Source organism: Microcoleus sp. FACHB-68 (assembly GCF_014695715.1).
In the GTDB taxonomy this organism is placed as follows: Bacteria; Cyanobacteriota; Cyanobacteriia; order Cyanobacteriales; family Oscillatoriaceae; genus FACHB-68.
The window spans coordinates 1-20,501 of sequence record NZ_JACJOT010000003.1 but is presented as its reverse complement, the minus strand read 5'-3'; the positions used below and the strand labels follow the sequence as shown (position 1 = coordinate 20,501).

General features: G+C 46.7%; 18 protein-coding genes. 8 read left to right on the top strand and 10 right to left on the bottom strand.

Translation table 11 applies throughout. The features are described from left to right. Nucleotides 1-227: 227 nt before the first annotated feature. Complete coding sequence (locus tag H6F73_RS02645; protein WP_190757273.1) at nucleotides 228-2,564, bottom strand: TIM-barrel domain-containing protein; 2,337 nt, start codon at nucleotides 2,562-2,564, stop codon at nucleotides 228-230. Between the two features lie 224 nt (nucleotides 2,565-2,788). Here H6F73_RS02645 and H6F73_RS02640 point away from each other — a divergent pair, with 224 nt between their 5' ends. Further along, entirely contained in the window at nucleotides 2,789-3,532 is a 744-nt protein-coding gene (locus tag H6F73_RS02640; protein WP_190757272.1) for an LmeA family phospholipid-binding protein, read from the top strand. A 184-nt stretch (nucleotides 3,533-3,716) separates the two neighbouring features. Here H6F73_RS02640 and H6F73_RS02635 read toward each other — a convergent pair whose 3' ends face one another. Together H6F73_RS02635 and H6F73_RS02630 are read right to left on the bottom strand one after the other, a co-directional pair. Then, nucleotides 3,717-5,960: a pentapeptide repeat-containing protein gene (locus tag H6F73_RS02635; RefSeq protein WP_190757271.1), complete on the bottom strand. Its 2,244-nt coding sequence runs from the start codon at nucleotides 5,958-5,960 to the stop codon at nucleotides 3,717-3,719. 486 nt (nucleotides 5,961-6,446) lie between these two features. Further along, nucleotides 6,447-7,316, bottom strand: a complete 870-nt coding sequence (locus H6F73_RS02630) for an aldo/keto reductase (RefSeq protein ID WP_190757270.1) — start codon at nucleotides 7,314-7,316, stop codon at nucleotides 6,447-6,449. A 125-nt stretch (nucleotides 7,317-7,441) separates the two neighbouring features. Here H6F73_RS02630 and yidD point away from each other — a divergent pair, with 125 nt between their 5' ends. Next, nucleotides 7,442-7,747 (top strand): membrane protein insertion efficiency factor YidD, encoded by a 306-nt coding sequence (gene yidD / locus H6F73_RS02625; protein ID WP_242072312.1) that lies wholly within the window; start codon nucleotides 7,442-7,444, stop codon nucleotides 7,745-7,747. A gap of 151 nt (nucleotides 7,748-7,898) precedes the next feature. Here the strand turns inward: yidD and H6F73_RS02620 are convergent, their stop codons facing one another. Together H6F73_RS02620 and H6F73_RS02615 are read right to left on the bottom strand one after the other, a co-directional pair. Then, entirely contained in the window at nucleotides 7,899-8,681 is a 783-nt protein-coding gene (locus H6F73_RS02620) for an ABC transporter permease (protein ID WP_190757268.1), read from the bottom strand. A gap of 110 nt (nucleotides 8,682-8,791) precedes the next feature. Further along, on the bottom strand, nucleotides 8,792-9,487 hold the full coding sequence (locus H6F73_RS02615; RefSeq protein ID WP_190757267.1) for an SH3 domain-containing protein: 696 nt from the start codon (nucleotides 9,485-9,487) through the stop codon (nucleotides 8,792-8,794). 287 nt (nucleotides 9,488-9,774) lie between these two features. On the opposite strand from H6F73_RS02615, the gene H6F73_RS02610 reads away from it, so the two are divergent. Then, nucleotides 9,775-10,215: a hypothetical protein gene (locus H6F73_RS02610; protein WP_242072311.1), complete on the top strand. Its 441-nt coding sequence runs from the start codon at nucleotides 9,775-9,777 to the stop codon at nucleotides 10,213-10,215. 104 nt (nucleotides 10,216-10,319) lie between these two features. On the opposite strand, the gene H6F73_RS02605 is transcribed toward H6F73_RS02610, so the two are convergent. Further along, complete coding sequence (locus H6F73_RS02605) at nucleotides 10,320-11,045, bottom strand: glycerophosphodiester phosphodiesterase family protein (RefSeq protein WP_190757266.1); 726 nt, start codon at nucleotides 11,043-11,045, stop codon at nucleotides 10,320-10,322. A gap of 146 nt (nucleotides 11,046-11,191) precedes the next feature. On the opposite strand from H6F73_RS02605, the gene H6F73_RS02600 reads away from it, so the two are divergent. The 5 genes from H6F73_RS02600 (at nucleotide 11,192) to H6F73_RS02580 (ending at nucleotide 16,907) form a co-directional block, all read left to right on the top strand. Further along, nucleotides 11,192-12,667: an ATP-dependent DNA helicase RecQ gene (locus H6F73_RS02600; protein WP_190757265.1), complete on the top strand. Its 1,476-nt coding sequence runs from the start codon at nucleotides 11,192-11,194 to the stop codon at nucleotides 12,665-12,667. Between the two features lie 129 nt (nucleotides 12,668-12,796). Next, the gene (gene menA / locus H6F73_RS02595; protein ID WP_190757264.1) at nucleotides 12,797-13,693 is read left to right on the top strand and encodes a 2-carboxy-1,4-naphthoquinone phytyltransferase; all 897 of its coding nucleotides are present in this window, start codon (nucleotides 12,797-12,799) and stop codon (nucleotides 13,691-13,693) included. A gap of 7 nt (nucleotides 13,694-13,700) precedes the next feature. Further along, on the top strand, nucleotides 13,701-14,594 hold the full coding sequence (menH, locus tag H6F73_RS02590; protein WP_242072310.1) for a 2-succinyl-6-hydroxy-2,4-cyclohexadiene-1-carboxylate synthase: 894 nt from the start codon (nucleotides 13,701-13,703) through the stop codon (nucleotides 14,592-14,594). Continuing rightward, entirely contained in the window at nucleotides 14,578-15,540 is a 963-nt protein-coding gene (locus H6F73_RS02585) for an o-succinylbenzoate synthase (protein ID WP_190757262.1), read from the top strand. The genes menH and H6F73_RS02585 overlap by 17 nt, the downstream gene beginning before the upstream one ends. Continuing rightward, nucleotides 15,525-16,907, top strand: coding sequence for a 2-succinylbenzoate--CoA ligase (locus H6F73_RS02580; protein ID WP_190757261.1), 1,383 nt, complete (start codon nucleotides 15,525-15,527; stop codon nucleotides 16,905-16,907). Before H6F73_RS02585 ends, H6F73_RS02580 begins: the two co-directional genes overlap by 16 nt. Before the next feature lie 79 nt (nucleotides 16,908-16,986). Here H6F73_RS02580 and H6F73_RS02575 read toward each other — a convergent pair whose 3' ends face one another. From H6F73_RS02575 to H6F73_RS02560, 4 genes are all read right to left on the bottom strand, one after another. Beyond that, a complete protein-coding gene (locus tag H6F73_RS02575; RefSeq protein ID WP_190757260.1) occupies nucleotides 16,987-17,604 on the bottom strand; it encodes an ATP-binding protein in 618 nt (205 codons plus the stop codon). A 540-nt stretch (nucleotides 17,605-18,144) separates the two neighbouring features. Beyond that, nucleotides 18,145-18,600: a thioesterase family protein gene (locus tag H6F73_RS02570; protein WP_190757259.1), complete on the bottom strand. Its 456-nt coding sequence runs from the start codon at nucleotides 18,598-18,600 to the stop codon at nucleotides 18,145-18,147. A gap of 67 nt (nucleotides 18,601-18,667) precedes the next feature. After that, a complete protein-coding gene (locus tag H6F73_RS02565) occupies nucleotides 18,668-19,864 on the bottom strand; it encodes an alpha/beta hydrolase (protein ID WP_347239460.1) in 1,197 nt (398 codons plus the stop codon). Nucleotides 19,865-20,012: 148 nt separating this feature from the next. Next, complete coding sequence (locus H6F73_RS02560; RefSeq protein WP_190757258.1) at nucleotides 20,013-20,273, bottom strand: hypothetical protein; 261 nt, start codon at nucleotides 20,271-20,273, stop codon at nucleotides 20,013-20,015. Between the last annotated feature and the right edge of the window lie 228 nt (nucleotides 20,274-20,501).

Below are 20,501 nucleotides of genomic sequence, written 5' to 3'. Positions count from 1 at the left end.
TTAACGTTATCGAATACAATGAGCGCTCAGCCGCCTCTGCTTCGGCGGTGCCTGTGCCCGGATATGCGTAAATCCTTCAGTCATGCCACACGGCTGCCGGTAATCGTGGGATGGCAAAGTTGTCTGGATAACCCCAGAGGAAATAACTGTAGAGGAGAATAGACCCTCATTGCTGTGAGGCGATCACTCTCTGCGGCAAGAGCGATCACCCACCTCAAAATAGCCTTCTAAAACCTCAGCGTTCGAGCTGTTCCATCATCAGAAAAACGCTGCTCTCCTACACCGGCAACTTGCACAATCACCTCACGGGGGGCTAGATTCCAATTCCCCTCAGGCGCGGCAATTTCAACAATAATTTGTTGCCCTTCTGAATGCACACGGTATGTTGTCATTGCCCACGCGCCGGTTGTGAATTCAAACGTATTTCCGTCATCTTCATAGAGCGTAAATTCCCCATTTCCCGGCCAAATTCGCAAGGTTAATTCATCCAGGGGACGCTCATCAACGTGTTGCATCACCGGCATCATGGGAATAATTGCGCCCTCCCGTACATAAAGGGGCATCCGTTCCAAAGGTGCGTGTGCCAAAATATGCGTCGATCCTTCGTAACGCTCACCACTCCACCAGTCATACCACACGCCTGCCGGCAAATAAACCGCACGGTGTTCAACGCCTGGACGATAGATGGGGGCTGCCATTAGGGAAGGGCCAAGCAAGACTTGATCGTAAAGCTTATAAGTAGTGGGATCATTCGGAAAATGATAAAGTAACGGTCGCAGAATCGGTGCGCCGGTCGTTGCAGCCTCGGAAAAGAGCGTGTAAATGTAAGGCAGCAGCCGGTAGCGCAACTCGATGTATTCGCGGCAAATTTTCTCGACGCGATCGCCAAATACCCACGGCTCATGTCGTGCCGTACTCATTGCAGAATGACCGCGCATCAAGGGGTAGAGCATTCCCACTTGCATCCAACGGGCGAATAATTCTGCTGAGGCGTTACCGGCAAACCCGCCAATATCGCACCCGACAAATGCCACGCCCGAAAGCCCCATATTGCACAGCATGGGTAACGACATTTCCAGGTGTTCCCACAGCGATTGATTGTCGCCCATCCAAACGGATGACCACCGCTGAATGCCGGCATACCCGGATCGCGTGAGGACAAATGATCGCTGGGTGGAACGGTGCCGGTTTAAGCCTTCCCGACACGCCTGCGACATCATCAATCCGTATAAATTATGCACTTCTGCATGAGTGGCGCGTTCCTCATCTGGGCCTTGGGGTGCATCCTGGGGAAACCAAATTTTATTACCCGGATCTCCAAATGGTCGGTCGTCAAGTGCCGGCTCATTCATATCGTTCCAGATGCCGGCGATTCCCATATCCGTTAGGGTTTTGTGCCAGTCCCCCCACCATTTACGAACATCAGGACGGGCAAAATCGGGAAAAACAGCCTTATCTGGCCAAACGTAGCCGTGGAATAACTGACCATCGGCTTTTCGCACAAAACAGTCGTTTTCCACTCCCTCATCAAAAACTGCGTAATCTCCCTCTGGTTCATACTTCACACCGGGATCGATAATCGTCACGGCTTTGAAGCCATTCTTTGCCAAATTGCTAACTAATTGCTTGGGATCGGGGAAGCGTTTGGGACTCCAAGTAAAGACGCGGTAGCCGCGCATATAGTCAATATCGAGATGAATTACATCACAGGGAATGTGCCGGTTGCGAAATTCCTCAGCCAGTTCGCGCACGATTTCCTCAGATTCATAACTCCACCGGCATTGATGATAGCCGAGCGACCACTTTGGCGGTAGCGGCATCTTGCCCGTTAACTCACCGTAAGTCTGCAAGATTTGCGCCGGCTCTGGCCCGTAGACGATGTAATAATCCAGCTCCTCAGCACGGGTTTCCATCCGCCAAACACCCGGCTGTTCTGCACCCAGGTCAAACTGACTCCAATGGGTGGTGTTGAAGAAAATGCCGTAAGCAAGATGAGGACGCAGAGCGATGAAAAAGGGAATCGCCTGGTACATTTCATCGCTGAGAACCCCATAATCGAGGGCGTCCGTTGTCCAGTTGGTTTTCACCTCGCTGAGTTTGTCCAGCAAGTGGGTACGCTCACCAAAACCATAGAAGTGCTCATCGGTTTCGATTTGCTTCCAACCGGCAATCGTTCCGCTACGCCAGCCGGTGCCTAGGCCGGTGTCTTGTGCAAAGGGGTTTCCCGCTTTATCCATGCACGTAATTCGGCATTTGTCAAGTTCTACAGATACGCGCATCTGTTCTGTCTCGATTTCCACAGCCTCAGCGGTTTCCCGCATTTGGTAGGGCACAGCCGGCCATTCTGCATCATCTCGTGCAACCGCCCAAGATCGGCGTGGTTTAAACGTGCCGGTGGGTGTCATTCGCACCCGAATTAAATTGGCTGCCAGCACGCTGATTTTGAAATGAGGGCCGGCACAATCAAAGTAAACATTGCGATCGTCCTGTCGCACAGATTGTACGGCTTCTAAAGTTGACCACGGCTGCTCAGCTACTTGAAGTTTTCCGAAATACTGCGGCATAATTTATCCTCAAAAAACAACGATAAAACCCTTTCTATTTTTCTACTAAATTCTTCCTCTTTTTGCCTAAAATGGCAATGTTTAATTATCAGTTTCTCAGATTGAATTCTTAATTCCTCTTCAGGTAGATCGTCACACACTCTTTGTTACGCCGGCAGGCAGATAAAATTCTTAGGGAAAATCGCCTAAATTAATCGAAGCAAAGGACAACCGGAGACACCAACGTGACCAAGGAACAAGCTGGACTGCACGAGCAAGCGCTAAATAAAGCAGCAGAAATTGGGATAAGCAGCCAACTCGATGAAGTTGATAATGTAGAGGTCGATATCAAAGCAGATCCCTTCAAGCTGATGACAGGAGAAGTCGATGCTGTTCAGATCAAAGGTGAAGGGATGGTCATGCAACAAGACCTGCGGATGGAAAAAATAGAAATGCAGATGGGTCGCGTTGGGATCAATCCAATGCAGGCTGCTATGGGTCAAATTGAACTGACCAAGCCGGCAGATGGCACTGCGGAGGTTGTTCTTACAGAAGCAGATATTAACCGCGCTTTCAACTCCGACTATATCAGCGGTATGCTGAAAAATATGGAGGTTAATATTGATGGCAAGCCTACAACAATTGATACCCAAGAGATAAATTTTACCCTTCCAAGCGATAACAAAGTAGGTTTGAATGCAACGGTGCTGTTGCGCGACAGCAACGAAACTCAGCAAATCGCTTTTACAGCAGTGCCTCGTGTACGCCCCAACGGTCAAGGAGTCGTGCTTGAGGATGTTGAGTATGCTGAAAACAAAGAACTTTCGCCAGAATTAACAAATGCTTTGTTAGAAAAATCGGCAGAAATTCTCGACTTCAGTAACTTCGATCTCGAAGGAATGTCTCTGAAAATTAACCGGCTCGATGTCAAAGGCGGCAAGCTAACGATGCAAGCAGCAGCCCGCGTTGAGAAAATTCCTTCAGCCTAACGGTATAGAAGTAGGGGCGAAGCATTTGGGTGCTAAATACTTGTGATTTCTATTCATTTGAAACCCAAATGCTTTGTCTTTCAAGGATGGATTGATAGAAATTTAATAGGGGCAGGTTTACCGATGTTTATTGCGAATGCAATGATCTTGGTAAGCTTGCCCCTATTAAGGTTGTCTTAGTGTTTCACAAGCCACCTAAAATAGAGCCGGCGGCGACTGCACCTAACCAAGTAGAAACTTTAATAATAATGGGTTTGGCAGCTGTCCAAAGAGTTTTTCCGGCACCGACGGTTTTAGTTGCGGTTTCTATAGTTTCTGTGACTTGTTCTAAGTTAATTAGCGCAGCTTGTTTTTTCGGTTCGGGTTTATCAATCGCTTTTTTGGCAGCACTGAGATAAGTGTTGATTTCTTCTTGACTGTCCTTGGGTAAATCTGATTCTTGAATTAATTTTTCTAACTCTGCTAGCAGGGTGATGACATTTTCTTTCGTCAAAGGTTCTTCGGTAGTTTGGGGAATCCCTTGAGCCTGTTGGTTATTGTCACCTTGGACTGCTTGGGCCTGATCACCTTGGGGAGTAACGCTATTATCCCCTTGAGCAACTCGGACATTATCTGAACCAGAAATAGAGAAGTTTTTAGAATCGTTAGACACGGTTGTACCTCCTTGAGTAAACTTGGGGGAAATATGAATATTTGGAATGTATTGTTTGCCTTCCAAAAGGCCGACTAAAAGTTGAATGGTTGCCTCGTAACGTGTGAGTAAGAGTTGTAACGCTTCCGGGGGTAACGCTTGCGAGGTATGCAAATTATGCGAATAACCCGCACTTAAGGCAGAATGATCGGCTTTTGGGGCGGTTTCCGCTCTCATTAGCAGTTTATCTTTATTTTTTCCTCTCTTTTCGATAGAAACTAACTCGATTTCAGCTTGGGGGTTGTCTTCGATGAGTTGCTGGAAGGCCAGGACAACGAGACGGGGATCAACGGGTTGGTTGTGATACAGGTCAAGCGTCTGCCGCATTGGGGCGATAAAATCGGCAAAATCCCCATCTTTAAAGAATTGGTTCCAGTCATCCGGTTTACGGCGCGGGTTAGGATCGCGGCTTTCTTCAGGGGGAAGGGCGATAAAAGCAGGTCGCTTTTCTGGCGGTAAACGCATGAAAACGTACTCACAACGCACCCCATCTAGTTTGCTATGAAGGCTAATATTCCAACCTTCTATATAAGCGCTGGTGAGGGTAGCGCCAGTGAAATCTGCCAGATCGAGTAAGGTATGTACCAGTTTGCTATCAGCAAGGTTAGCTTCTTGTAAGCAAGCGTTAACTAAGTTGGCTTCGATGAAACTAGCTCCGACTAAATTAGCGCCTTTGAGGTAAACTCCTTGCAAGTCTTGCCGATCAAAGTCTTGGTTGGCACCATTGCCGGTGATCGCCAGTTCTCGCACTTGGGGGTTTTTGAGATAGGTGTTACCGGGACGAGCGAACTCCAGCTTTTGGGTATCTTTAAAACAAGTGTGGGTAAGATTCGCATTTCTAAAATCTGTGTTTTTCAGTGTAGCCTGGGTGAAATCGGTGCTGGTGAGGGTAGCGTAGCGAAAACTGGTGCCGCCCGTGGCAGCAAAGGCAACCGCCGAGGTACGAATCCAAGCATCTCGTTTGTCTCCTTTGATCGCACGCCAGCCCAGGAAAGCAGAAAGGATTAAAAAGGAGAAGGCTCCAGTGATGGCGACGGCGAAGGCTCCAGCAATGGCTCCGGCGATGGCGATGGCTCCGGCAACGGGGACGGAGAAGGAGAAGGCTCCAACTCCGGCAATGGCTCCGGCGATGGCGAAGGCTCCAGCGACGGTGACAGCAATGGCGATGGCGACAGAGATGGCTCCGGCAATGGCTCCAGCGATGGCGAAGGCTCCAGCGGCGGCGACAGCAATGGCTCCGGCGACAGCGATCGCTCCAGCGACGTTGACGGCTCCGGTGACGGCGACAGCGACGGCAAAGACTACGGCGACGGCAATGGCTCCAGCGACGGCGATGGCGATGGCAACAGCATTGATTCCCTGGCGAATCGCTAGGAAACCAAACCCGACTAACATAACTAAAAAAAACCACCCAGAAATCATGTTTTTGAGATTGCTGGCATCAAATATGTATGCTGTGTAAGTACCTATAACTAAGGCAAAAAAGCCTGCCATCCCTGAGAGAACAAAGCAAGCGAGTAACAGAGTTAATACCCATTGTTTGGGTAAACCGGCTCTTGCTTTTACAAACTTCGCTCCCGTAAGATTTGCCTTAGTGAAGTTTGCACCTCGGATATCCGCTTCGCTAAAATCTGTCCCTGAAAAGTCTTGACTTTTGAAGTTTTGCCCCCGCAGATCCTCCCCACGAAAGTCTCTCCTGCCTTCCTGGTAACGCTTCAACACTTCACGCGCTTTCATTTATAGCCGGCTTCTCCACAATCTAGAGTTCAGTCAGCAATCATCTTTTTGGTTTGCTTATCCATACGTGACCACCCTCCTCTTGAAAAAGTTATTCAAATTGGCGGTTCGTCACAATGTTTGCATTACTATAGCCCAGATATCCCTAGCAACCAGGCTAAAAAATATGAATTTGTGAAAAATTTTTGTCACAAACTAAATTTTTATCAATTCTTGCTGGGATCTTCTATATTCAAAGGTTTCTTAAACCTGATCCCCTCAATTTTTTTGACAACCGATGTCTCTTCCCATCTTTTTAAATCCCGTAGGAGTGAAGCATTTCTGCCAAAATACTGGATTCACTGCGCCAAGATGAACAAACGAATGCTTCACCCTTCAGCACTTCTGAAGCAAGAAGAAAGGTGAAACATTTGATTGGTCAAATTTTGGATTTTGAATTCTCAGTTATCCCCCAAATGCTTTGCCCCGACATACATATTTGGTTAATCACGCCGTCGCCTTGTCGATGCGCCACACTTCATCCGCACTAAGATTCAGATCGCCGGCACGCACAGAATCTTCAATACTGGCAATTTTGCTAGCGCCGGGAATCGGGACGACACAGGGCGATTTTGCCCGCAGCCATGCCAGAACAATGCAGTAAACTGAAACGCTTTTTTCTTCGGCAAGCTGTGCAATTTCTTTAATCTCTTCAACACGAGTAAAGCGCCGGCTGCCACCCAGGGGACTCCAAGGAAAAAAGGTTAAATTTTCACGTTCGCAATACTCCAGCACCCCGTCAGATTCGGGTTCCCGGTTCCAAGGGTTGTACTGATTTTGTACCGAGACAATTTCAACCAAATCACGAGCGCGTTTGATTTGCTCAACTGAAAAGTTAGAGACACCGACGTAGCGAATTTTGCCGGCTTCTACCGCTTCTTTTGCCGGCGCGAGGGCTTCCTCAATTGTGTAGTCTGGATCAGGGGCGTGATACTGCCAAACATCAATCGGTTTTTCCCCTCCCAGCGCTTCAAAACTGATGCGAATTGTCTCGCGCAAATGGTCAGGATTGCCGTTGCGCGTCCAGCTGCCACCGGGACGCATCAAACCGCCTTTCGTAGCAACAATAACTTTGCTCGTATCACCGGCATATTGCTGCAACGCCTTAGCAATGAGTCGTTCATTGTGGTGCTTATCGGATTCATCCTTACAGTAAGAGTCAGCGGTATCAATCAGCGTAACGCCGAGGTCGAGCGCTTTATGGATGACTGCGATTGATTGCTCCTCTGGAGGTTTGCTACTTAAGGACATGGGCATCCCACCCAAGCCAATCGCACTGATTTTGATGCCGGTGTTTCCTAGCTGTTTAGTTTCCATTATTCAGATATTTTTGTTTCTGACTTTTTTCTTTATATCGTGACAATTGACTTCAAAACTCAATCTTTGGGTAGAGAGACTTAAGTATTTACGTTTGGTAAAAGGTAACAAGCGTACTTTTCTCTATGGGTGAAAAAGTTATGGAAGCTACAAGTTTTGAAGCCGCCGGCAGACAAATAGCCATCAGCTCAATTGATGCCTATAAAACCTATATTTCTCCTCGCAAAGGCTTTTCCTGCGCCCATCGAATGTTACATCAGGGCGATTCGTGTTCAGATTATGTCAAACGGATGTTCAGCACAGAAAATTTTATGCCGGCCCTACAAATGTCCCGGCAGCGGTTCCGCGATTGTGCCGGTGCAGCTCAAATCCTAAAAGCAACAAAAGCCACCGGAGGATGTATCATCATTCCCTGCTGCTTGCCAATTTAAGTAAAAAGTAATTTTTTACATAAAACTAAACGAAAGCAGATGCAACCCACAGATAAATCATCTATCTATGCCTAACGGCACGCTGCGCTATCATCTGTGTTTATCTGTGTGCATCTGTGGTTAAAAAACTTCCTCAATTCTTCACGCTTCGCTAACTAGAAGCACTGGTATAAAAGCGCAAAGCAAACCGCCAAAACCTAATAGAAACAAACAGTAAAATAATACCAAGGATGCCGGCACCCACGATCCAGCCAAACTGCACACGACCCAGCATTGCTTCAGCCGGCACTGTCGTTAAAAAGGCAACCGGCACAACAAAAGTAAAAAAGAAACGATAAGCACTCGGATAAGCCACCATCGGATAACGACCGGCTTCTAGCAAACCTCTGAGAACTTCCGTAACGTTATAAATTTTGACAAACCAAATACTCATCGCGCCTAGGATAAACCACAAGCTGTAAAGGCTCACCATGCCAAAAAAGAGCGGAATAGCACTCAGGAAATAGTTGCTGATCTCCAGACTGAGTTTGCTGCCGGCATACCCTAGCAAAATACCTCCGAAAATCAAATCGGGTAGCCCCCAAAGGGAAACTGTACGCGCCGAAAGCCAGAACTGGCTGCTGATGGGCTTCAGAAGTACAAAATCAAGGGTGCCTTGCTGGACGTGATCGACGATGCGGCTTAGATTGGGGACGAGAAAGGTTGTCGAGAAGCCTTGGAGTACGGTGAAAATACCCAGCACCACGAGGGCTTCTTCCCACTTCCAGCCGGCGAAAGAATAGCCCGTTCGGTAGAACAAAAATAGCGCAAAGAAGCTGCCGGCAAGATTGCCCAAACTGCTGAGAGTGGAGAGAACAAAGTTGACTCGGTACTCTAGCTCTGCTGAAATTGCAGCGCTCCAAAATAACCTAAGTACGTGCAAATATCGTCTCATTTTAATGTTTTATTGTCAATAAAAAGCAAATATTTTATCCCCACTCAAAGGGTAATTTTATTCAGCTTTGAGTGGGGATTTCAAGCAAAAGAACTAAGCAATCTTGATGTCTAACGACACATGATCAAACTGCTAGCAGAAACGTACCCAGCAACGGGAGAGGTTACTTGCACCCAGTTGCGGCGCTCTCCAGTTTTATCTGGGATAAGCCTGTAACCCTGGACGAGTGTAAGCCGTCCGCCTGCCGGCACACCACCTCGATATGCCGATGTTCTAGATGCATCCGCACGAATTGCCAGACCTTGCGGAGCGACACGCCCTTCTACTTGCCGGCAGAGGCTGGCGGTGCTTGGCGGGTTCGCTGGGGGATTCGCTGGCGGGTTTGTTGGGGGATTGGTGCCTACCGGCCCGGAACAGCTCACGAGATTGTTCTGGCTGTTAGGATAGCCGCTAGAGGCGTAACCCCGGACAGGAGCGGTGATTTCCACCCAGAGGCGGCCATCTGGCCCTGGAATACTTCTGGCACCTTCAGCAAGGGTCACTTGGGTGTTAAAGCCGACACCGCCAGTTTGACGGGCGTTAGGATCTGGTCTTTCGCGAACAGCTAAACCTTGCCGCACATTCACGCGCCGGCAAAGATTTTGTGTGGCCTGGGCCAGTTGTAATGAACTTGGATCTGCATCCTGAGTGAGATTGGAAGGGGCTGTTTTAGAAACAGCACTGGCGGGAGCATTCAAACTCCCGACGCCAAGCAAGAGTACGCTAAGCAGTGCCACAGGTTTACCCCAATGAGCCACTGTTTTCATCCGGTCAACTCCTCATCTAAACACAACTAAACACAACGAGTGTGTGTAATTTGATGTATTTATAGCAAAAAAGGCTGTTGTTTTTATCAATCTAATGATAAGAATGCCGGCAATCTTGGCGGTGGGTGCTATTCGATTCTTGTTTTTGAACTGGGATCGTTCGAGTCAGTGTGTTCGTATTTGTCAGAAATCGTGCAAATTCACCCTAAATGTATCGAGTACCAATAGGCCGGCATCCAAGCCTTCAAACATCCTAAAATATTGATAATTCGAGTGTCAGTTTGCTTATGCCTGGGATTCCTCAAACTCCAGCCGGCCCGCTAGCGATTACCTGGCCTTTACTGCCTGATAATTTTATTCTGCTGGATGATGCTCTAGAAAATACAGACCAGCCTTTATTAGCAGCCGCTTTGCGTCAGATAGTGACGACATTACCTGAGCGAATGCAAGATGCTTTAGTTGTGTCTAATTTTGCTTTGTGTGCCGGCATCCAAGGACGCATTATTTGCAAAGCACCTGATATGTATGTGCAGCCGGTGCAACCCTGGCCCCATTCTTATGCCCGCCGCAGCTACACCCCTCATACTGAAGGGCCGATTCCTTTTGTTGTGATGGAGTTTCTCTCAGAAACTTATGGGGAAGAATATTCGGTTGAATTTACAAACCGCATTGGCAAGTGGTTTTTTTACGAGCGACTCATTAAGGTTCCGAACTTTTGCAAAATTTAATTTTTTAAAGCGCAGATAAACAAAAATAAACGCAGATGTAGATAAACGCTGATACTGTTGACAATTTAATGCGTTTAGTTATAAATATTTAAAACTTATTTCGATTAATCGAATTCTCCGACTAATGAATTTGTAATAATTCTTGTTACTCCTAATTCAGTTAATTTTTTTAAATCTTCTCGGCTATCAACAGTCCAAGCAACAATATCAATTCCTCGCTCTTGACTAGCTTCAATTAGGGAAGGGTTGCCTAGCAAAACATCATAAGCGCTAATCATTACCGTGTTGCCGGCACTTGCAGCTTTTTCCAATTGGCTTTGATAGAGTTGAGCGTCTGCAACAATGTACCCCAGCTTTACGTTATTGCACAGGCTGCGAACTTTATCCACAAATACTTCGTTGAAAGATGAAATAATACAACGCTCTTCCCAACCTTCATCAACCAGGAGTTTAACAAATTCAGAAATTGCTGAGTTTGACCATTCGCAATGTTTCTTAACGTCGAGATAAATAAATTTTTTAATCGATTTAACCGCAGTTAAAACTTCTTTTAATGTAGGAATTCGCTCACCGGCATACTGCTGGCTAAACCAAGAGCCGGCATCCCGCGTCTTTAACTGAGCTAAAGTTTTCTCGTTGACATTGCCGGCAGTTCCAGTGGTTCTATCTAACGTTGCGTCGTGGATAACAACCGGCACACCATCCGCACTTAACTGAATATCAAACTCTATGGAATCAGCGCCGTGTTGAATTGCTGCCGAGAAAGCTGCTAACGTATTTTCAGGGGCAATTGCAGAAAATCCCCGATGAGCGATAACTTCAATTTCCATTATTTCATCCTCCAGATATACTGCCGGCACAATTAGCCGCTGCGGACTATTTTCACCGGCACTCCAATAAATGAGAAAATAATAAACGGGTGCGGATTTCTCACCGGCACATAATTGCTAACCGTTTCTTTTATTTTTATAACGAAATGCTAACTCCTGAAACCCAATCTTCCAGTGATGTCCGTAACATCTTCCGCAAAATTTGGGGATATGACGATTTTAGATCGCCCCAAGGGGAAATTGTTCAGACTTTGTTGCAACAGCAAGACGCACTAATTGTACTACCCACTGGCGGCGGTAAATCAATTTGTTTTCAGTTGCCGGCACTGTTGCAAACCGGCTTAACCCTGGTAGTTTCTCCCTTAGTGGCGCTAATGGAAAATCAAGTGCGAGAACTTCGTGATCGCAATTTACCGGCAGCACTTCTACATAGTGAATTGCCGGCGATTCAGCGCAAACAAACGCTTCAAGCTTTAGATCGCAATCAATTACGCTTGCTCTACCTTTCGCCAGAAACCCTGCTGAGTGAGGCGGTGTGGTCTGTATTAAGTAAACCTCACTTACCCATCACCGGCATGATTTTAGATGAGGCGCACTGTCTGGTACAGTGGGGCGAGACATTTCGACCGGCATATCGCCGACTCGGTGCTGTGCGATCGGCTCTGCTCAAATCCAAGCCGGCTGGCGCAAAAATGGCAATTGCCGCCTTCACCGCCACCGCCGATCCGCACGCGCAGAAGACTATCGAGAGCGTTTTGCAGCTGCAACAGCCGCAAGTTTTCCGAATAAATCCTTATCGCTCAAATCTGCATCTGCAAGTACAAATTGTCTGGACACCGCGAGGACGCCGGCAGCGGTTATTAAAGTTTATCCAAGCCAGATCGAAGCAGTCTGGGTTAGTTTATGTTCGTACCCGTAAGGATAGTGAAGAACTCGCGAAATGGTTGAGTGAACAAGGTTATGCCACCGGCGCGTATCATGCCGGCTTGAGTCCAACCGAGCGAAGAACGCTGGAAGCTGACTGGCTGAACGATAAAGTTCAATTTGTTGTGTGTACGTCCGCATTCGGGATGGGAATTAATAAACCGGATGTCCGTTGGGTGATTCACTTCCAAGTCCCGACACTGCTTTCGGAATACGTGCAAGAAGTGGGACGTGCCGGTCGAGATGGCAAGCCGGCGCACGCTTTAACTTTAGTCAGCGAACCCACCGGCTGGCTTGATCCCGCAGATAAACAAAGACGCGAGTTTTTTGCAAACCAGCAGCGATCTCTATATCAAAAAGCCGAGCAACTGGTGAAAAAATTGCCGATACGGGGAGAAATTAGTGCCGTGACGCGCAAGTTCCCCGACGGTGCGATTGCGTTGTCGTTGCTGCACTGTGCCGGCCAGCTAATTTGGCAAGATCCGTTTCATTACTCAATTAACCCGTCGTCAGCTTCCCAGTCTTTCGCGCAACTCAACACCAGCGCGACGCAGCAAATGACGCAATATCTGACAACACGCAGGTGCCGGTGGCAGTTTTTATTAGAAGCCTTTGGGTTTGCCGGTGAGGGGAAGTCTTGGCGCTGCCGGCATTGCGATAATTGCGCCGGTTTCCTTCCCTCAAAACCATTCAAATAAGCATTTAACTGACGAGTTTCTCCCTTACACTCCAATTTCTTAATTCTTCCTCACTCTTTCCCTCTCCCCCTAAACGCCCTTGAGGTCGTAAAATTAGTGGGCTGGCTGGACGTGAATTATTAATGCCGGATGACTACTCAGACAATTGAGCGATTAAACACTAAATTGTGGCTGGCGGCGATTAAGCCGCCGATGTATAGCGTGGCAGTCATGCCAATTTGGCTAGGCACTGCGGTGGCTGCGGCTGAAACCCAAACGCTGCACAGTGCGATATTTTCAACCTTTTTAATTTCAGCGATTGCGATCCTTGCCTGGTTGAATCTCAGTAACGATGTTTTTGATTCAGAAACCGGCATTGATAAAAATAAAGCCCATTCCCTCGTCAACTTGACTGGTAACAAATCTTTAATTTTCTGGCTGGCGAATTTATTTCTAGCGGTAGGGATTTTGGGGATAGTTGCGATCACATGGTGGCAGCGCGATCCAACGGTAATCGCAATTGTGCTTCTGTGCTGCGCGATGGGCTACACTTATCAAGGGCCACCTTTTCGCTTGGGATACCAAGGTTTAGGCGAAATTATCTGCTTTTTTACGTTTGGCCCTTTGGCAGTTTCAGCAGCTTATTACAGTCAAACTCAGACGTGGTCACTCACTGCGCTTGCTGCTTCCATAATTTTAGGAATTAGCACAAGTTTAATTTTGTTTTGCTCTCATTTTCATCAAGTTGAGGATGATTTAGCAGCCGGCAAGCGTTCGCCGATTGTTCGTCTGGGAACTGCGAAAGGCGCTCAAATCTTGCCTTGGATCTGCGGCAGTATTTACGCGCTGACTGGCTTATTTGTGGCTTTAGGAGTATTTCCGCTCATAACATTGCTAACGTTTATTAGTTTGCCGGTTGCTATTAAGTTATGTCGGCACGTTAGCAGTTACTACAACGAGCCGGTGAAGGTAAGTAACTGTAAATTTATTGCCGTTACTCTGCATTTTTGGAGCGGGTTACTGTTGGGTTTAGGATTCATCCTTTAAAAAAAGTATGAGTTCTGAAATGTCGCTCAGTTCCAGTGGGGAAGGTTTGCCTGCCGGCATTGCAATTGGGGAGCGAGAAGGGTTTAATCCTTATCAATTCCACTATTCTTTAACCGGCAGCCCAAACCAGCCGGTGATTTTATTTTTGCATGGATTTATGGGTGACAGCAGCGATTTTAGCGAGATCATCGAGATGATGCGCGAGCAATTTTGCTGTCTAGCAGTTGATCTCCCCGGACATGGAAAAACCCGAATTAATGGGGGGGATGAATGCTATACAATGTCAAAGACTGCCTTAGCCTTAATTAATTTACTTGATCATTTAAAAATTAAAAAATGCTTTTTAGCCGGCTATTCGATGGGTGGACGATTAGCCTTATATATGACCATTCATTTTCCAAGCCGGTTTGAGAAAGTTATCTTAGAGTCAACTTCGCCGGGATTGAAAACACAAAAAGAGTGTTCGCAACGTCTCGAAATTGATGAGCAACGGGCGCGAGAATTAGAAACAAACGATTTCAAATATTTTTTATTGAATTGGTACAAGCAACCGCTATTTGAAACATTACAAACTCATCCAAAATTTGATAAATTAATCGAGCGTCGGTTACAAAATAATCCCTTAGAACTCGCTAAATCACTTCGCCAAATGGGAACCGGCAATCAGTCATCCCTTTGGGAGAAACTCGCAGAGAATAAAGTTCCTCTGGGATTGCTTGCCGGTGAATATGATGATAAATTTAAATGTATTAATGCAGAAATAACAACTTTGTGTCAGGTTTCCAAGCTAACAATCATTCCCAAAACGGGTCATAATATTCATTTTGAATATCCAAAAGAATATATGGCAAATTTGCATAATTTCTTTCGGCTGCAAGAATCTGATGCGCTACCGATTTGAATTTCGCCCCTACCGGCATCCATTTAAACGCCCCCTACACACCAGCCACGGCATTTGGGAAGTCCGGGAAGGCGTGATAATTCGCCTCATTGATGCGACAGGTAAAGTTGGATTTGGTGAAATTGCCCCCCTTTCTTGGTTTGGATCGGAAAGTTTGGCACAAGCACTAAGTTTTTGCAAAGAATTGCCGGCAGAAATCACAACAGAAACAATATTATCAATTCCTTCAGAATTACCCGCTTGCCAATTTGGTTTCGAGTCTGCTTTAGACGCAGCAATTGCATCTCCCCAAATTCCCAAACCTCAGCAGCCAAACCCCCTCAGCTACAGCGGGTTATTACCGGCAGGTGAAACAGTGCTTTCAGGATGGCAACCGCTTTGGCAGCAAGGCTCCCGCACATTTAAGTGGAAAATTGGCGTCGCAGCTATTCAAGAAGAAATTAACCTATTTCAACAGCTTCTTCAAGCGCTGCCGGCATCAGCCAAGCTGCGATTAGATGCCAATGGCGGATTAAACTGGGAACAAGCAACTCAGTGGCTGCAAGCTTGCGATACATCTAATATTGTTGAATTTTTAGAACAACCGCTGCCGGTGAGCCAATTTGAAGTAATGGTAGAGTTAAGCAATCAATATTCTACCCCGTTGGCTTTAGATGAATCGGTGGCGACACTTACACAGATGCAAGTTTGTTATCAGCGGGGTTGGCGAGGAATTTTTGTGATTAAGCCGGCAATTGCCGGTTTTCCTTCCCAACTACGGAAATTTTGCCGAGAATATAAACTTGATACTGTTTTTTCATCAGTATTTGAAACCGCAATAGGGAAAAAGTTCGCACTGCAACTCGCTGCTGAATTGCAAACCTCACGCGCCGTAGGATTTGGTGTAAACCACTGGTTTGATCAGGGAAGTAAAACTTGCTTTGAACAGCTATGGAACAGCCTTTAGAGTTTTTAAAAAAACGAGCCGATGAGGATTGGCTAGTTGGGTATGATAGTTATCAGTTTACCCAACTATGCAAACAAATATATGAATATTTAACAAAGCACACAAATCGTGAAGCGCCGCCTAAGGTTTTATTAGCAGAACGATATCCAGTGCGATTTCTTGCCAGTTTTATTGCTGCAATTAGTGCCGGCTGCCCTATTTTTCTAGGCAATCCTCACTGGGTTAAAGAAGAATGGCAACAAGTTCTCGATTTGACGCAACCCGATTTAATTTTAGGAGAAAGTTATGAGCTATCAGATGCCGGTAACACACAACCATTACTTCCTTCTTCCTCTGTCTCTCCTCCTTCCTCCATCATGATTCCCACCGGCGGTTCATCGGGACAGATTCGCTTTGCTACCCATACCTGGGAAACTTTGATGGCATCAGTTGCCGGTTTCAAGCAGTATTTTCAACAAGTTTCAGTTAATTTTTTCTGCGTTTTGCCGCTTTACCATGTCAGCGGGTTAATGCAATTTTTGCGTTCATTCACAACCGGCGGAAAATTAGTCATTCAACCGTTTAAAGAAGTAGAATTCGGAGAAAAATGTCAGATAGATACTTCTGATTTTTTCATTTCTTTAGTGCCAACCCAACTACACCGGCTACTGCAAAATACAGAAACAACCGAATGGTTATCCCGCTTTCATACTGTGCTTTTAGGAGGAGCACCGGCATGGGTGGAATTATTAGAAACTGCCAGATATCACCGCATCCGACTCGCACCCACCTACGGAATGACTGAAACTGCTTCTCAAATTGCGACTTTAAAACCGGCAGATTTTTTAGCCGGTGAGAATAGTTGCGGGCAAGTTTTACCCCACGCTAAAATCACAATTCATAATACTGCCGGCGAAATATTAGGTACAAACCAAACCGGCATCATTCGTATCCAAGCGGACTCTTTAGCGTTGGGTTACTATCCAGAATCCTTTGTCAATGGACAGTATTTTCAAGCGGATGACTTAGGATTTCTTGATGAGCGGGGTAACATTAATATTGTGGGACGTAACAGCCAAAAAATTATCACCGGCGGCGAAAATGTCTACCCCTCTGAAGTAGAAGCGGCGATTCAATCCACCCATTTAGTGAGCGATGTTTGCGTCATCGGCTTGAGCGATTCCCATTGGGGTCAAGTTGTTACAGCTTTCTACGTTCCTCGCCATCCAGAGGTTTCAACAACCGTGCTGCAAGCCGCGATTGAGGACAAATTGAGTAAGTTCAAACGCCCTAAATATTGGATGCCGGTAGAAAAATTGCCGCGCAACTCTCAAGGGAAAGTGAACTTTGCTCAACTGCAAAAACTATTTAATGCTCAATTATCTTAAATAAACTGGCTGTTGAAACCCGCCCTTGACAATCACATCAAAGAAGATTTTGAATGTAACTTAAATCCTCAGACCGAAGTTAACTCACGAAAGAAGAATGCACCTCTTCTGACAGTGAGCGATATTTTTGATTGGCTTGTCTAAATTCTTTTACCCTTGCTTCTAAATCGAAGGGTTGCCCGTAATCCCAAATCTTTATTTCTAAGCGTTCATTGAAAACCGTCACTTCCAGCTTAATCGGTGTTTCCAAAGGTAAACCTTTGTGGGCGTGACGAACCGCATTCGTAAAACCTTCTGCTACCGCGAGTTGACCCTGCATCCAGATGTGTTCGGGAATGGGTAAATCCTGCAGTTGTTCGTACCACTTCAAAACCCGCTCTAACGCGCTAATATCTGTATTGACTTGAAGACCCAATTTTTGCAGAGGCGTGTCGGAATTTTCTGGGTTAAAACTTTTATTATATTTAGGCAATTTTAAATCGTTAAATATATCGATTAATTGCTCTAGAACCCTGTCATCTTGTTGAGAGCTTGGTGACTGGTTTAAAGTTGGTTGTGCGTAACTTTTTACGATAAACAGACAGTTTTGATGGGCGGGCGTGCGAGTATAACGCAGCTCATCAGCTAATTTCCACATCAATTTAATACCCATCCCGCCTTCTGGAAGTTCAGCGATATTGAGGGTGTTATCGAGCATATTGATTCTCCTTGTCTATCTAGGGTTTGCCGACTCAAAAATTACATCTTAATTGAAAAACTTTTATTTTCCAAATCTGCTCAACTTGTTTTTCTTTGCAGTTCGGTCATGATCTAGTGCCCCTAAAAATCCTCTGTTTTATAAAAATTTTATTAAGCTATCACTTGACTTGTGCAGATTGAGTATCTGCACAACCGTCACTTGTCGTCGTTTTCTACTATGCCAATTCTAAGCTGAAAACTGCTCTGCAAGCAAATCTGCCGGCGTTCTTCACACAAGCGAACTCGCCATCAAACTTATTGTGGTAAATACTTATAACCAGTCCCTACTGACACAATGCTGGGCAGACTTCCTGTAGTAAATACTGAGAAGGAGTTGCCACTAGCTAAATGTTGAGTAGAGTCCCCAGGATAGGCTAGTTGCTGAATATAGTGTCATTGCGCTAACTTTTCCACCTTAACGGTCTGGAAAGCTGCTGACAGCAAAACGACCCATGATTTATGGAATGTAAAATATTTCCTAATTTTTGTTAAGTAAAATTTAAGTATTATGACGATTTGTTGAGCTGTCGGCTGCCGCTGCGCTGCTGTTCCACCGGCACAGCCATTGCACCATTTCCTCTGGCAGGGATTGTCTGCTTCGCCTAGCCGGCTGGATGCAGACGTGACGGGTGATCGCCTGCGTGGCCCACTTGTCTGTAACCTCCCCTACAAAAACTTGATAGGCGATTTCAAATTCATTGTCAGTAAGCTGGTTAGGGATTAGTTGAATCGTGAGTTGATCCCCGCAAAACAGGGGGCGAAAGAAATCCACGCCGGCATGAACAATTGGAATCGCTACCGATGGGTTGCTAAAAAAAGACTTCAGATTAATTCCAGACGCTACCAAAGAAGCTTCATAAGCTTCGTGACACATCGCCAAAACATTAGCAAAGTAAACGACCCCTGCGGCGTCGGTATCTTGGAATCGAACAGTTCGGGTGTAAAAAAACGTCATCTATCGATTTGAGAAGTTAAATTTCACATTAAATATCATTTTCTCTCCATCTCCCTCCCTCCAAAAACTAAGGAGTCTCTCTCAGCGCCCACGCCAGAAAACGCTCAGTATAGTAAAGTGTTAGCTGGTTACTCGGCCCGTGAAAGATGACGTTGAAAGCGTGTTCTGCCCAAGGAATTTCCAGAAAAATGGCAGTGTTGCCGGCCTCGCGCAAACGTTCATACATTTGCCGGCCATATTGCGCTTTTATCACATGATCCCGACTCGCATACACTAACAGCGTTGGCGGCTGCGTTTGCGTCGCATAGGTGATTGGGGAAGCAGCCCGATACAATTGGGGCACTTTTTCAGGGGAACCACCCAAAAAGCTTTCTAAGATAGCGCGGATGTTCAAAGGATCGGGGCGGGGCGGGTTGGCATAACCGTTAGCAAGGTTAACCGGCCCAAAGTAGTTTACTACCGCCCGCACCGGCACCGCAGAAGGCTGATAAGCTGCCAGCATCCCCAAATGCGCCCCAGAGGAACCCCCAAGTAATGCCATGCGTTCGGCATCCGCTTCATACTCAGTGGCGTGCTCGCGGATGAAGGCGAGGGCTGCCTGTACGTCTTCCAACTGGGCGGGGTAGCGGTAACTAGGGGCGTGCCGGTAATCAATCGCAAAGACACTATACCCCTGTGCGGCCATATAGCGGCTTAAAGTGTCATATAGCTTGGGATTGCCCTTCTGCCACGCCCCGCCATAGATCACCACAAGTGCCGGGTATTTTCCAACCTGGGGGGGTTGGTAGATATTCATTTTCAACGGCACACCATCGGGGGCGGCAAACTGGATGTCCGCTGTGTGGCGCACTTGTGGGGGATGGATGCCGGTGAACGTATCAGCCAGAGAAAAAGGCTGGGGACGCATCCGGATCTGGGCTTCGTTGGGGATCTTGCTGAGGTAATTCGCGCCGAGGGCGTCTTGCATGGCTGTGTTCATGCGCTGTTCAGTTGCCGGCAGTTGAGCAAGTGGCAAAATACTGAGCGTCAGTGCGATTAAACTAGCACCCAAGGCTAAGCGATGCAGCCAGCTAGAACGTATCCCTACCCATGAAACACCGACAGCGAGTAGATTCAACCCTAGCAGCCAAGGGCTAATTTCTGGTGCCCCTACGCCTAGGGGCAGTAGGGGCAAAATGGGTGCCGGCACGACTATCCACGCGCTGAGAAACAAGCCGGTGCCGCTTAAAAGCAGGGCCAGTATTCTGATTGGGGCTAAATTCACGATTGATAAAATTGTGCGTCTTTTCTAACCTCAGACGCTAGCACATGATCTCGATGGCTTACTACCCGTGCAGTTTTGTAATAGAAGCCATTGTCCCTCACTTGCCGGCATCGCTTGCTTTATCCCAATACGAGCCGGTGAAGTCGTTCTAAGTTTTATTGCAGGTAAATTTTTGTGTTATGAACTCAGCCGCCAAATATCGATTAAACGATTGCTCGTGAGCATTTTTCACCAGTTGTGCGTTTTGGGCGCTATAGAAAAACTCACCCTCCTCCCCAGGATCATCCTCTTGTGCGTACTCGCCAGCATGGCGCTCTAGTTCCCTCAAAGGAGAATTGAAGTTTACACAAACTCTAACCGGAGTTTGGTTCAGTGGTTGTTTAGAAGCAGCCCATACAGCAGCGTTCACGTACAGACTTCCCCTCGTATACAGAGTTTGTCTGGTTCAATGCACCCCCTCAAAGCGTTACCGGCGTGGGGCTTGAGAGTTTATGAAACCCAATTTCAGATATTTTTTGCTCTAGGGGTTGACAGAGCTCAGTTGAGTTGATAGATTAGTAAAGCGCTCAAGAGGAAGCGACGCGAAAGCGAGACGCCTCGAAGCGCCCTGAACCTAGAAAAAATAATAGTTTGAAAG

Bases quoted from the DNA above. Each gene is read 5' to 3' on its own strand.
- H6F73_RS02600 (WP_190757265.1), top strand. From the start codon at position 11,192: ATGCTAACTCCTGAAACCCAATCTTCCAGTGATGTCCGTAACATCTTC.
- H6F73_RS02605 (WP_190757266.1), bottom strand. From the start codon at position 11,045: ATGGAAATTGAAGTTATCGCTCATCGGGGATTTTCTGCAATTGCCCCT.
- H6F73_RS02585 (WP_190757262.1), top strand. From the start codon at position 14,578: ATGCGCTACCGATTTGAATTTCGCCCCTACCGGCATCCATTTAAACGC.
- menH (WP_242072310.1), top strand. From the start codon at position 13,701: ATGAGTTCTGAAATGTCGCTCAGTTCCAGTGGGGAAGGTTTGCCTGCC.
- menA (WP_190757264.1), top strand. From the start codon at position 12,797: ATGACTACTCAGACAATTGAGCGATTAAACACTAAATTGTGGCTGGCG.
- H6F73_RS02570 (WP_190757259.1), bottom strand. From the start codon at position 18,600: ATGACGTTTTTTTACACCCGAACTGTTCGATTCCAAGATACCGACGCC.
- yidD (WP_242072312.1), top strand. From the start codon at position 7,442: ATGGGTGAAAAAGTTATGGAAGCTACAAGTTTTGAAGCCGCCGGCAGA.
- H6F73_RS02630 (WP_190757270.1), bottom strand. From the start codon at position 7,316: ATGGAAACTAAACAGCTAGGAAACACCGGCATCAAAATCAGTGCGATT.
- H6F73_RS02620 (WP_190757268.1), bottom strand. From the start codon at position 8,681: ATGAGACGATATTTGCACGTACTTAGGTTATTTTGGAGCGCTGCAATT.
- H6F73_RS02635 (WP_190757271.1), bottom strand. From the start codon at position 5,960: ATGAAAGCGCGTGAAGTGTTGAAGCGTTACCAGGAAGGCAGGAGAGAC.
- H6F73_RS02615 (WP_190757267.1), bottom strand. From the start codon at position 9,487: ATGAAAACAGTGGCTCATTGGGGTAAACCTGTGGCACTGCTTAGCGTA.
- H6F73_RS02645 (WP_190757273.1), bottom strand. From the start codon at position 2,564: ATGCCGCAGTATTTCGGAAAACTTCAAGTAGCTGAGCAGCCGTGGTCA.
- H6F73_RS02610 (WP_242072311.1), top strand. From the start codon at position 9,775: ATGCCTGGGATTCCTCAAACTCCAGCCGGCCCGCTAGCGATTACCTGG.
- H6F73_RS02580 (WP_190757261.1), top strand. From the start codon at position 15,525: ATGGAACAGCCTTTAGAGTTTTTAAAAAAACGAGCCGATGAGGATTGG.
- H6F73_RS02575 (WP_190757260.1), bottom strand. From the start codon at position 17,604: ATGCTCGATAACACCCTCAATATCGCTGAACTTCCAGAAGGCGGGATG.